Here is a 13,031-nt window from a genome sequence, read left to right on the forward strand (position 1 = left end):
GACAGCCTCGTTTCGCCTCTCTATATTTCGCGGCCTCATCTGCCCAGATGGTGAAATTGGTAGACACGCCAGCTTCAGGTGCTGGTCCTCGCAAGGGGGTGGAGGTTCAAGTCCTCTTCTGGGCACCAAATTAAAAAGGCCGATCATTGATCGGCCTTTTTGCTTTTCTGCAGCACGAACATGCTTACAGCATGAACTGAATCTGCATCTCGCCCACTAAGAAGCCCAAAATCGCACCCACTGCAATCAGCGACCACTCGTCTTCCTTGAACGCTGGGCGCAGCATGCCTTCAAACTCTTGCGGCGTAAGATCCTGCATACGGTTAACCAGTGTGTTGCGAACATCCATTGCGTCTTCAGCATAGGCCTCAACATATTTCATGGTTTCCGGCATTTTCTGCAGGATACGTTCAGCCACCACATTCTTCATTTCAATATAACGCTGGCTGCCCACGGCATAGACCACCAGTGGGCGCGCCACACCGGCCTGCTCGTCAACCAAGCGCTTCACGTTCTTGTGCACCAACTCCATGATGCGATCCGAGAAAGCACCACGGAATAGCTCTTCCATCATGTTGGCGGGCGTCAGCAACTGCTTTGAAATCAGTGCCGCGTAATCTGCAGCCACTTCTTTTTGGCGCCTCAGGAATAGGCCTTGGAACGTTATGCCCATGAATTTTGTTGGGAGTTGCGGACGGAACATCATCTGCAAAGCGATCCAGTCGCTAAAGAAGCCAACAAAGCCGCCAAAGGCCGGCAGCATCCACGGCTGCTTGAACACCAGCCAGCAAACCATCTGAATCAAACCAATGCCGAAGCCAAAATAGAAGCCGGCATTACTGAAAAAGCGGAACTCTTGCTTACCCACCTTCTTAAAGATGTCATTCAACAAGGCCTTATCTTTCATCAAGTTGGTCAGCACCATATGCTTGATGTCAAAGTACTTGTCTGTATTGTTCTTCACTTCCTGCATGATGGCCGCGACCACCGCCGGCGACTCCGCCTTCACGCGATTAATGATTTTCTGGCGAGCAAACTCTGGCATGCCCTCCCATAGACCGGGCTGATACTGCTGCGCGACATCGCGAACAATATCTTCTGCGGCGGCCATCATGGGCACTTCTATTTCTTTGGCGATGCGTTGCGGGTCTAAGCGCGCAAAAATCTCGGAAGGTTTAATCAGCTTGGAGGTCATGAGATCCACAGAAATCATGGCCATCTTTTCCGCTTTGCGCGGAACAATCCCCTGCCAGCCTAGAAACGGTTTAATGCCCACGAACTCCATGGGCGAGAACATCATTTGAATCGCCACCACCTTGGTGACATAGCCAATAATGCCGCTAATAAAGGGAATGGATATGTAGAGCCACATATCCGCTTTGAATTCAGCAATGAAATGTTCAAACATGACACCAATCCTTGAGTAATCGAGCTTATTATTTTTGTGGAAGCTGCGCTTCCTTTGCGCTAATCATGCCGACTTCTCGGCTAATGACCTAGCCCCACCCACATGAATTAATAAAATTTAGACAAAATCTGACGACTGACATCTGCGTTTAGTGCCGCTTTCTGTTGAATATCTTCTGCCAGCAAAGCGGCCAGCTTACCCCCGATCAACGGGATGTCACAGCTAACATCCCAGCTCAGCGTATTCGTGGTGATGCCGTCTTGCTCGCGCAACTGCATTGTGGCCGAAATACTCACCGCCTTTACCGACTGATTCACAATCAGCAACGCACCGGTAGCCGTCTCCCGATCCCAGCGGTCTGTTTGATCAATCTCAATCTTCTGATCGGATTTGACAAACTTCTGCGCGATAGCGGGCAGCTTGATGCTGGGCTTGCCTTGGATATGCGAGGTGATGGAGAAAAAACGCCCATCATCGGATTGCGCCACGACAGCAAAGCTATCGTGATTCGCCAACTCAGCTTTACGCACCACATATTCAGGCGAGGTCAGCATGACCAGAACACGAGACAGCGGGGCATCCCACGTTAACGTTGTTTCAAACTTCATGCTCTTGCCCCGCCTTGATAGGTGTTTTTATTGGAAAGGATGGCGCAACACAATCGTTTCTTCGCGGTCAGGACCGGTCGAAATGATATCAATCGGGCAACCGACCAGCTCTTCAATACGCTTGATGTAGGCGCGCGCATTTTCCGGCAGTTTATCTAGCGATTGCACGCCCACGGTGGACTCTGTCCAACCCGGCAGTTCTTCGTAGACGGGCACGACCGATTCGTAGGCCACGGCATCGGACATCATGCCTTCAATGCAGCCGGGCTCACGTGACTCATAACCGGTGCAAATTTTCACTGAGGCCAGGCCATCCAGTACATCGAGCTTGGTTAAGCAAATGCCAGAGATGGAATTGAGCTCAACGGCACGACGCAGCACCACGGAATCAAACCAACCGCAGCGACGCGCACGACCCGTTGTAGAGCCAAACTCATGACCCACTTTGGCCAGATGTGCACCGGTTTCATCAAACAGTTCGGTGGGGAAAGGACCGCCACCGACACGCGTGGTGTAAGCCTTGGTAATACCCAGCACATAGTCGAGGTAGAGCGGGCCAAAGCCGGAGCCGGTAGATGTGCCACCAGCCGTGGTATTCGATGACGTCACATACGGGTAGGTGCCGTGGTCGATGTCCAACAACGATCCTTGTGCGCCTTCAAACATGATGCGCGCACCGGCACGACGGAAGTCATGCAAAATGCCTGGCACATCGGCCACGAGGTCACGCAGCTGTTCGCCCCAAGCCAGCGCCAGATCTAGCACTTCTTGGAAGTCGATCGGGTCGACCTTGTAGTAATTCACCAACTGGAAGTTATGGTAGGCAATGATTTCGCCGAGCTTGGCCGCCAAGGTTTCACGACGATACAAGTCCGCCAGACGCAAACCGCGACGCGCCACCTTGTCTTCATAGGCAGGCCCGATGCCACGACCGGTAGTGCCAATAGCTGATTTACCGCGAGCGGCTTCACGCGCCTTATCCAGGGCTACGTGGTAGGGCAGAATCAATGGGCAGGCAGCAGACACCTTAAGGCGCTCACGAACTGGCACGCCTTTGGCTTCTAAGTAAGCCATTTCTTTCAGCAGTGCATCGGGAGCCAAGACCACACCATTCCCAATTAAACACTGAACCCCAGCACGCAAAATGCCCGATGGAATGAGGTGCAGAACAGTCTTTTCACCATCTACAACGAGTGTATGGCCGGCGTTGTGGCCACCCTGAAAGCGCACTACGGCCTGGGCGTTATCGGTTAATAAATCAACGATCTTGCCTTTGCCTTCATCACCCCATTGGGTACCCAAAACCACTACATGCTTGCCCATGACTCAGTCTCTAATTTGCAGGATTCAGGAAACGATAGTGCGCACTTGCCAGCGCCCATCTTCAAAAAGAAATTCTCGATCACAACCCACTTCCGCCGCCGACACCGGCGCACCCGGAAGTTGCTGCACAACACGCTGACCATCGGCTCGCGCATCGGTAATTGCTTGTAATAGTGCGGCAGCCTCGCCAGCAGGTGCCAAGATGCCGCGCGCTACGGCCGGCTGATGATCAAAATCCAGCCACTGCTTAAGGTCAGCACTAAATCCCGTGGCGGGGCGGGCGCGACCGAAGGCTTCGCCGACATGGTCGTAACGGCCTCCTTTGGCGACTTCGCTACGCTGTCCAGCGACATAGGCTGCAAACACTAATCCGGTGTGATAGTGGTAGCCACGCAATTCACCAAGATCCACATAAATATTCACTTGCGGGTGTGACAGGTGCAGCGCCGAAACCACGGCTTGCATATCGGCCAGCGCATCGGCGACCGCCTGGGGTGCGCTCGGCCACGCACGCGCGGCACGCGACAACACCGAAACATCGCCCGACAAGCTCGGCAGTGGCATTAACGCCTGAGCAATATCTGTCTGCGGAACCAGTGCCGCCAGTTGCTCGCGCCATTCAGGCAGTGACTTACGCGAAAGAATGGCTTGAAGCTGGCACTCCGCTAACGAAGACACCGACGCAGCCTGCACAAAGGTACGGAAGATACCAACGTGCCCTAGATCCAAGGTGATGTTTTTGGCGCCCGCTAGCAGCAGCCCGTCGAGCATGAGTCTGATGACTTCAATGTCACTTTCTACACCCGCGTGACCATAGAGCTCGGCGCCAATCTGCACAGGGCAGCGCGACGCAGACAGACCCGTGGGGCGTGCTTGCAAAATAGTGCCGGCGTAGCAGTAGCGTGCCGGGCCTTGCACCGGCAAACAGTGCGCGTCTAAGCGAGCAACTTGCGTCGTCATGTCGGCGCGTACACCCATCATGCGACCACTGAGTTGATCCGTAATTTTGAAGGTCAGATCATCCAGATCACTGCCGGAGCCGGTCAGTAGAGAATCCAGATATTCCATTAATGGCGGAAAAACGAGTGCGTAACCCCAACTGGAGAATCGATCCAGCAAACGGCGTCGCAACGACTCCAGACGAGCTGCCTCAGCAGGTAGCACATCCGCCACCCCATCGGGCAGCAACCAGGCATCGACCGGTTTGACCATGATTTCTCGCAAATTCAGCCACAAAAAATATCCGGGAGACAGTTTTGACGTCGCGCTAGCGACGGCCCGGAGGGTGGCCGCCATGGATGGCAGGCCACAAAAAAACCGAGTCAATACTCGGTTCGGCGCAGTTTAACACAGGATTTAGCGTATTGCCCAAGACCGCCAGCCCTTCACGGCTGACGGTCTTGGTGGTCACTGCTTACCCGAGCGCTGCATATAGCGGAGGAACTCACTATCCCCCTTCAAGACCATAACATCACTGGGCTTATTGAAGGTGTTGCGATAGACCTGCATAGAACGGTAGAACCTATAAAACTCAGCATCTTGCCCGAACGCTTTGCGTGAGATAGATGCTGCCAGCGCATCACCCTCACCGCGCAGGGTTTCTGCTTGGCGATAGGCTTCCGCCAGAATCACCCGCTGCTGACGTTCCGCCTCCGACTTAATGCGATCCGACATTTCCGTACCTTGCGAACGATGCTCACGCGCCTCACGCTCACGCTCGGTACGCATACGGTTATAGATCGACTCCAGCGTGGAATTCGGGAAATCAACGCGTTTGACGCGAACATCAACGACCTGAATACCGAATTCACGGCTAGCCACTGCGTTAGCCGCCTTGGTTAGATCAATCATGAGCTGCTCACGCTGACCTGAAACCACCTCTTTAACGGTGCGTTCAGACACGCGATTTTTCAGACCATCACGAACCAGGGGCAAGAGGCGAGACTCAGCCTGCTTGAAATCACCGCCCGTGGCCGTAAAGAAGCGCTTCACATCATCCACACGCCACATTACGTAGGCATCGATAATCAAAAACTTGCTTTCTTTGGTCAAGAATTCGGTGCGCTCAGCATCACTAACCTGCAGACGCGCATCAAAACGACGCACCTCATGCACCATCGGGATCTTAAAGTGCAGACCGGGCTTTAGATCAGCCTCCACAACCTCACCAAAACGCAACATCACCGCACGCTCAGTAGCACTGACCGTGAAGAAAGCACTGTTCACAATAAACAGGATAAAAAGAACGACGGTCAACGCCGATACATTACGCGAGCCCATTAGCGTGCTCCTTCCAAGTTCCGGCCACTACGAACGAAATCCCGAGCTGCTGAAGTCGCTGCCGGCTCAATGATAGGACCCGCTCCTGCTGCGGGTGCAGGCGCCGCAGGCACCGTGACCGCAGGCAAGCCCAGTTTATCCATCGGCAAATAGAGCAACGGGGCCGCACCCTTGGGCTCAACCACCACTTTGCTGGTTTTGCTCATGACGTCATTCATCATGTCGAGGTACATACGCGAGCGCATGACCCCCGGATTCAAGCGGTACTCTGCCAGCAAGCCTCTAAAGCGGGAGGCATCACCTTGAGCGCGATCAACCACTTCTTGCTTGTAGCCAGTAGCATCGGCCACCAAGCGCGCTGCCTGACCTCGCGCTTCCGGCACGATGCCATTCGCATAGGTCTCAGCTTGGTTTTTCAGACGCTCTTTATCTTCCTTGGCGCGAATCACATCATCAAATGCAGACTTCACGTCTTTCGGCGGCAATGCTTCCAAAATGTTCACGTTACGCACGCTTAGGCCGGTCTTGTAACGATCTAAATACGATTGCAGGCGCGGCTGAATATCTTGCGCCACGCGCGCGCGGCCCTCGTTGAGGATCTGCGTCATCGTGCCATTACCCACGACATGACGCAGGGCTGATTCGGTCGCATGCGCCAACGTGGACTCTGGGCTAGCAACCGACAAGGCATAAAGACGTGCATCAGCAATTCGGTATTGAACCGACAGTGAGATATCAACAATGTTCTCATCTTCGGTAATCATGCTGGCATTGAGCGGCATCTGCTCCGTACGCTCAACATTTACTTTTTTTACCGAGTCCATTAAAGGCGGATGCCAATGCAAACCCGCTGTTTGGATGCTCTGATAGGCACCAAAGCGAAAAAGCACAGCGCGCTCGGCCTGCTCAACGCGATAGAAGCCAAACACCACCCAAAGCGCAAAGGCACCGAGCAGCAATAAGCGTGACAGCTGTTTTTCACCGGATGGATCTGAGCCATCAAACAGGCCGCCCAACTTTTCGGCCATCGAAGGCCCTTTAGGCCCGCCCGCCGCTGGCTTTCGCCCCCACGGATCCGGCTTCTCGCCTTCAGGCTTTTGCCCAGAACCTGGTTGATTCCACGCCATCACTAAACTCCCATTAGGCTGCTGCAGGGTCGAGATCAACCACCACATCAGCTCGCGTAAGCCCTTCGCGCACTAGCCATTGCGCCAAATCAGGGGTTTGAATTCTTACATGCAGGCGACAACCGCCCGCCTCATTTGTCACTTCTTCTTCCACCACACCCAAGCTGTATAGCCGAGAGCGCAAACGCGCAAGCTGGGGCGGCAACTCAAGCCACAACCATTCCCAAGGTGTTGCCAGGCACGCCTGCATGGCCAGCAACAACTCATTCATGCCTGAGTTATCACGGGCAGAAATCCATACCGCTTGCGGGCGGCCTTGATCATCGCAATCAATGCTCGGCTCGCGATCGGCCAGTGCGTCAATTTTGTTGTAAACCAACAATACCGGCGCTGTCGCACCCACTTCTTGCAGCACCGCCTGAACGGCCCGCAAATGAATATCTCGATCTGCACTCGCCGCATCGACGACATGCAAAAGCAAATCCGCTTGCGCGGTTTCTTCTAGCGTAGCGCGAAAAGCATCCACCAACTGATGCGGCAAATGGCGCACAAAACCCACCGTATCGGCCAGCACCATGGGGCCGATGCCATCTAAGTTGAGGCGCCGCAAGGTAGGGTCGAGAGTAGCAAACAAGCGATCATCTGCGTAGACATCAGCGCCAGCTAATCGGTTAAAGAGTGTTGATTTTCCCGCGTTGGTGTAGCCCACCAACGAGACCGTGGGCATGCCTGCTTTTTGCCGAGCCGCTCGCCCTTGTGCGCGCGTTTGACGCACTTTCTCCAAACGCTCTTTCAGGTTTTCAATCCGAATACGCAGGAGGCGGCGGTCCGTTTCGAGCTGCGTTTCACCGGGGCCGCGCAAGCCAATGCCGCCCTTTTGACGCTCCAAGTGAGTCCAGCCCCGCACCAATCGTGACGATAAATGATCGAGCTGGGCTAGCTCTACTTGCAGCTTGCCTTCATGGGTACGCGCACGTTGCGCGAAAATATCCAAAATCAGCCCGGTGCGATCCAACACACGGCACTTCAGGACACTTTCCAGATTGCGCTCTTGAGCAGGCGATAAGGCGTGATTAAACAGCACGACCTCAGCGTTCAGCTCAGCGACCAAGGCCGCGATTTCAGCGACCTTGCCGCTGCCGGCATAAAGCCGTGCGTCGGGTCGCTGACGAGAGCCCGTGACGATAGTGAGCACCTGCACATCAGCCGAAGCCGCTAGCAGCTCAAACTCATGCAGGTCTTCATCTTGGCCGTGCTGCTTTAGCTCAAGATGAACCAAAATGGCGCGCTCACCACCCGCTGGCCGCTCAAAGTACTCCATGCCAGACCTCAGGTGAAGCTTGGCTGATCTTCATCATCCTCGTCATCGAAATCTTCAAGGCTGGAGGCCGTACCGGCCACTGCACCGCCAATCGGCACGGTGCTACCTGGCAAGCTGGTGCGCGGATTACGCGCTGGAACCACCGTAGAAATTGCGTGCTTATAGACCATTTGGCTAACGGTATTTTTCAGCAGCACCACGTATTGGTCGAAAGACTCAATTTGGCCCTGCAGCTTGATGCCATTAACCAAGAAAATAGAAACGGGAATACGCTCTTTGCGCAGTGCGTTCAGGAATGGATCCTGCAATGTTTGTCCCTTAGACATAAAAACTTCCTCAAATGACTCAAAATGAGTCGATCCAAATGGACCAGCCTAGCGCCGGCTCTCTGCAAAGCAGAAATGGCCACCCCAAAAACAGGGCAACTTGATAATCACTGTGGGGGCAGTTGCGATTTATTTCAAGCGGACGCCGACAGAAGTGCAGAGACATGTGCGACTAAGTCGTCACGCTGAGGGTCTAACCAGGTGACATGAGGAAAGCTTCGCAACCAGGTAAGCTGGCGCTTTGCGAGCTGACGCGTAGCGGCCACACCGCGTTCGCGCAATTCCTTGGCATCAAATTCGCCATCCAAATATTGCCAAACTTGGCGATAGCCAACAGAGCGCATCGACGGCAAGCCTAGATGCAGGTCGCCGCGCTGACGCAATGCTTGCACTTCCTCAATCAAGCCCTGCGACAGCATCTGATCGAAGCGCAGCGCAATCCGCTGGTGCAATACCGCTCGGTCTGGGGGCGAAATCGCCAACCAATGCATCTGCCACGGCAGCGCCTCCACAGGCGATTGCTCCGCATGCCAGGCAGTCAAGGTTTTGCCCGTCAACAGCCAGACCTCCAAGGCGCGCTGTAAGCGCTGGCTATCATGTGGCGGAATACGAGCGGCTGCGACCGGATCCACGGCCTGCAAGCGCGCATGCAATGCCGGCCAGCCTTCACGAGCGGCATCAGCATCGAGTTCGGCACGCAATTCGGCATTGGCCTCTGGCAACTGCGCCAGGCCATCTCGCAGCACCTTGAAATACATCATGGTGCCGCCCACTAAAATCGGCACACGCCCTGCTGACGTAATTTCGTGCATGGCTTGCAAGGCATCGCGACGAAACTCGGCGGCCGAATACGCCTGTGCAGGATCTAGAATGTCGATGAGGCGATGCGGTGCCAACGCCAGCTCGTCCGCTGATGGCTTGGCCGTACCAATATCCATGCCCCGGTAAATCATGCCGGAATCCACCGAGATAATTTCACCGACGCCCTGCGCCACTAACGCCATGGCTAAGGCAGTTTTTCCGGCCGCAGTGGGGCCCATCAAACATAAGGCGGGAGGCAACGTGGCGGGCGCCTGTGTCAGAGCGGACATTAGCGACCCCGCATAAAAAGCCGATCGAGATCCGCCATAGTCAGGCGCGTCCACGTCGGGCGGCCATGGTTGCATTGGCCGCTGCGCTCCGTGGCTTCCATATCACGCAGAAGCGCATTCATTTCGGTCAGACTTAATTGACGATTGGCACGAACGGCACCGTGGCAGGCCATCGTGGCCATCAACTCATTGCGCTGCTCTTCTACCCGCCGCGTTTGACCATGGGTGAGCAGGTCCGACAGCACATCACGCACTAAAGCTTCTGCGCCTGCCTGCGCCAACAAGGACGGTACAGCCCGAATTAACAAGGTCTCTGGACCTACGCGCTGCAGGGCAATGCCCATTTCCGTGAGCGCTGCTTCACTGGTTTCCGCTAGATCGGCTTCACGCTGGCTAACCGCCAGACTAATGGGCACCAGCAGCGGCTGCGCCACAATGCCTTCACCACCCTGAGCTCGCTTCAAACGCTCATAAACGATGCGCTCGTGCGCCGCATGCATGTCCACCAGAATCAACCCCTCGGCATTTTGCGCCAAAATATAGACGCCATGCAGCTGCCCCAAGGCATAACCCAAGGGCGGCGGCCCTGCCTGATCATCCGACATAGCCATCGCTGGCGCGGTCGCGGGGACACGCAGATATTCTGCAAAGGCTTCTCGCGCTGACCCGCCGGCACTCCAGTCCAACCCGGCCTGGTGAGTGGGCGCGGCATATTGAGGCATCTCGCCTGCCAGCGCTGGGCTCACCGAACCCGATGCGTCCAGCCAGGCCCCCGCTGTCTCATGATGCACGGGCGCGGCATCCTGCGGGCGCACACTCGCCAACGCACGATGCAAACCCCGGTAAATAATGTCGTGAACACTGCGTTGCTCGCGAAAGCGCACTTCGTGCTTTGTCGGATGCACATTCACATCGACCGCCGCCGGATCTATATCAAGATACAGCACAAATGCCGGATGACGCCCATGGAATAAGACATCCGCATAGGCCTGACGCACCGCATGCGAGACGGTTTTATCGCGAACATGGCGACCATTGACAAAAAAATACTGGAGATCGGCTTGTGCACGCGAGAACGTTGGCAAGGCAATCCATCCGTGTAAATGAATTCCTGCCGACTCAATGGACACTGGCTGCGCTGCCGCGACAAAGGCCGGGCCACAGACCTGACTCAAGCGTCGCTTTAAGGACAGCTCATCGTGTGCGGGCTTGAGCTGCCAGAGCTGGCGTTGGTTATGACTCAGGCTAAAACTGACCTGCGGCGCCACCAAGGCCAGTCGGCGCACGGTTTCCTCTAAATGACCGAATTCGGTGGTTTCACTGCGCAAAAACTTCCGGCGGGCGGGCGTATTAAAAAACAAATCGCGCACATCAACCGTCGTTCCGCGTGGATGACGCGAGGGCTCGACCACCGCCGACATATCACGCCCTTCTGAGCGCACGGCCCAGCCCACACCCTCTTCCACTTGGCTAGAAGTGAGTGTGAGGCGAGACACCGACGCAATCGAAGCCAAGGCTTCTCCACGAAACCCTAAGGTGGCCACGGCTTCTAGATCGTCTAAATGATGGATTTTGCTGGTGGCATGACGCGCCAAGGCTAACGGCAAGTCTTCCCTAGCAATGCCGTCGCCATCATCGCGAATACGCAGCCCGGCTATACCACCCTGCTCGACTTGAACATCAATGGCGCGTGCGCCGGCATCAATGGCGTTTTCAATCAGCTCTTTCGCTACCGAGGCGGGTCGCTCAACGACTTCCCCCGCGGCTATCTGGTTAGCCAGGCGGGCATCAAGCAAATGAATTCGGGCCACGCGGCAACCTCAGTTTTGATCGAAATAGGTGCCAGGCACCGGATACTGACGACAGAAATTGAGAATTCCGTTGCCAATCTTTACTGCCAATTCGCGCTGATAGTCACTATCGGCTAAGCGCTGCTCTTCATCTGGATTCGAAATAAACCCCGTCTCAACCAGTAGCGACACCATGCCCGGCTCTTTTAAAACAGCAAAGCCGGCCTGCTCCACTCGTGGGCTGTGCAATTTACCCACTAACGGCTGCATTTCTCCCAAGATCATCCGGCCCATTTCCAAGCTGTGCTTGAGCGTGCCTTCAATCAACATGCCGGCTAAAACACCGGAAATATCATCGCTCACGGCCACCGCGCCGCCGATCAAATCCGATTTATTTTCTTGCTCCGCTAACTGCTGGGCAAATCGGGAGGTTGCGCTATTGGCACCCTTTAGTGACAAGGCGAATACTGAAGCACCATGCGCTTTACGATTGGGCGCTGAATCGGCGTGAATCGAGACAAAAATATCGGCTCGGTGCTCTTCACGGCCAATTTTGCGACGCTGCTGCAACGGTATAAAAAAGTCGCCATCGCGCGTTAACTCAGCCTTAATTCCGTCTTGATCATTGAGATAGTTCGCCAGCTCACGGGAAATCGCTAGGGTCACCCGCTTTTCATGCGTACCCATACTGCCAATCGCGCCGGGATCTTCCCCACCATGACCAGGATCAATTGAAACGACGATCTTACGTCCACTGGATTTAAACAGGCCGGACAACCCACGCGAGGGTTTTTCCGGCAACTTAACTTCAGGCAGTTTAGGTTCGGCGCGAACCGCGGCTTTAGCCTTCGCGGGAGGCACTACCTCAATGACGGTATTGGTATTTCGAGGCAAGAGATCAATAACGAGGCGATGCTGGTATTGCGCGCTTGGGCTAAGCGCAAATACTTTGGCCTCTGCTTCTTGCTTTAAATCCAGGATCAGTCGCGGCGTACGCGAGCTCGTATCCAGACGCATCGCCTCGAGAGCACCCACTTGAGCGGGCCAGCGCGGCCCTTCTATTGTGGTATTGGCCCCAGGCAGCAAAATAATAATGCGGCCCGGCGTGCTGTCTTCGCTGACACGAAACTCGGTTGCTTTATCCAGCTCTAAAACTAAACGGGTACTGTCCTCGCCGCTCCAAGAGCGAACTCCGACGATTTGCGCCGCTAAGGTGCTCGCAGACCATAAACAGAATGCCGATACGAAAAGCCAACGCCCCCAACCTAACGCCTGCTTCATGCAAAAGTTCTCATATAAATATCGTTAGCCGCACGAGATACAGCCGTCAGACGCGCAACTCGCCCAGAACCACTCTCAGCAACATCTAGGGCTATCAACCAATCCGGTGACGGCAGCAACGGTTCGCCACGAACTGGCCACTCCACTAGCGCCAAGGCCTGAGGGTGAAAGTAATCTCTAAAGCCCATGAGCTCCAGCTCTTCCGGATCGATTAATCGGTACAAATCAAAGTGATAAATCGTGGTGTCCGGCAGCTCATAAGGCTCGACCAAGGTATAGGTCGGGCTTTTGACTGGGCCTGTATGCCCATACGCCTGCAAAATTCCGCGCGTCAGCGTTGTCTTTCCAGCCCCTAAATCACCCTGCAAATAGACCACGCCTGAGCCTGAAAATAACTTGCCCAGCGTTTGCCCTAGAGCAACTGTCGCTTCAGCGTCGGCTAAATTAAATGTTTGAGATGACATCAACAAACTCAC

12 protein-coding genes and 1 tRNA gene are annotated in these 13,031 nt (G+C 55.1%); 1 reads left to right on the forward strand and 12 read right to left on the reverse strand.

Annotated features, from left to right (window positions below; genetic code table 11):
* The first annotated feature begins 41 nt into the window (after positions 1-41).
* Positions 42-128 (forward strand) — tRNA-Leu (locus A8710_RS00720).
* 56 nt (positions 129-184) lie between these two features.
* Here the strand turns inward: A8710_RS00720 and A8710_RS00725 are convergent.
* The 12 genes from A8710_RS00725 to tsaE form a co-directional block, all read right to left on the reverse strand.
* Entirely contained in the window at positions 185-1,408 is a 1,224-nt protein-coding gene (locus tag A8710_RS00725; RefSeq protein ID WP_068857532.1) for a DUF445 domain-containing protein, read from the reverse strand.
* Between the two features lie 107 nt (positions 1,409-1,515).
* Positions 1,516-2,016 (reverse strand): DUF2505 domain-containing protein, encoded by a 501-nt coding sequence (locus A8710_RS00730; RefSeq protein WP_068857533.1) that lies wholly within the window; start codon positions 2,014-2,016, stop codon positions 1,516-1,518.
* A gap of 27 nt (positions 2,017-2,043) precedes the next feature.
* Positions 2,044-3,339: an adenylosuccinate synthase gene (locus A8710_RS00735; RefSeq protein ID WP_068857534.1), complete on the reverse strand. Its 1,296-nt coding sequence runs from the start codon at positions 3,337-3,339 to the stop codon at positions 2,044-2,046.
* Positions 3,340-3,363: 24 nt separating this feature from the next.
* A complete protein-coding gene (locus A8710_RS00740) occupies positions 3,364-4,551 on the reverse strand; it encodes an ATP phosphoribosyltransferase regulatory subunit (protein ID WP_068858103.1) in 1,188 nt (395 codons plus the stop codon).
* 195 nt (positions 4,552-4,746) lie between these two features.
* Positions 4,747-5,619 carry a protease modulator HflC gene (gene hflC, locus A8710_RS00745; RefSeq protein ID WP_068857535.1) on the reverse strand — a complete coding sequence of 291 codons (873 nt, stop codon included), beginning with the start codon at positions 5,617-5,619 and terminating at the stop codon, positions 4,747-4,749.
* Entirely contained in the window at positions 5,619-6,746 is a 1,128-nt protein-coding gene (gene hflK / locus A8710_RS00750) for an FtsH protease activity modulator HflK (protein WP_068857536.1), read from the reverse strand. Before hflK ends, hflC begins: the two co-directional genes overlap by 1 nt.
* A gap of 13 nt (positions 6,747-6,759) precedes the next feature.
* Positions 6,760-8,067, reverse strand: coding sequence for a ribosome rescue GTPase HflX (hflX, locus tag A8710_RS00755; RefSeq protein ID WP_068857537.1), 1,308 nt, complete (start codon positions 8,065-8,067; stop codon positions 6,760-6,762).
* 8 nt (positions 8,068-8,075) lie between these two features.
* The gene (hfq, locus tag A8710_RS00760) at positions 8,076-8,393 is read right to left on the reverse strand and encodes an RNA chaperone Hfq (RefSeq protein WP_264753517.1); all 318 of its coding nucleotides are present in this window, start codon (positions 8,391-8,393) and stop codon (positions 8,076-8,078) included.
* Positions 8,394-8,527: 134 nt separating this feature from the next.
* The gene (gene miaA, locus A8710_RS00765) at positions 8,528-9,484 is read right to left on the reverse strand and encodes a tRNA (adenosine(37)-N6)-dimethylallyltransferase MiaA (RefSeq protein WP_068857538.1); all 957 of its coding nucleotides are present in this window, start codon (positions 9,482-9,484) and stop codon (positions 8,528-8,530) included.
* A complete protein-coding gene (gene mutL, locus A8710_RS00770; protein WP_068857539.1) occupies positions 9,484-11,295 on the reverse strand; it encodes a DNA mismatch repair endonuclease MutL in 1,812 nt (603 codons plus the stop codon). The genes miaA and mutL overlap by 1 nt, the downstream gene beginning before the upstream one ends.
* A gap of 9 nt (positions 11,296-11,304) precedes the next feature.
* The gene (locus A8710_RS00775) at positions 11,305-12,555 is read right to left on the reverse strand and encodes an N-acetylmuramoyl-L-alanine amidase (protein WP_068857540.1); all 1,251 of its coding nucleotides are present in this window, start codon (positions 12,553-12,555) and stop codon (positions 11,305-11,307) included.
* A complete protein-coding gene (gene tsaE / locus A8710_RS00780; RefSeq protein WP_068857541.1) occupies positions 12,552-13,019 on the reverse strand; it encodes a tRNA (adenosine(37)-N6)-threonylcarbamoyltransferase complex ATPase subunit type 1 TsaE in 468 nt (155 codons plus the stop codon). Before tsaE ends, A8710_RS00775 begins: the two co-directional genes overlap by 4 nt.
* Between the last annotated feature and the right edge of the window lie 12 nt (positions 13,020-13,031).

The sequence above is a fragment of the Perlucidibaca aquatica genome, assembly GCF_001676655.1.
GTDB classification, from domain to species: Bacteria; Pseudomonadota; Gammaproteobacteria; order Pseudomonadales; family Moraxellaceae; genus Perlucidibaca; species Perlucidibaca aquatica.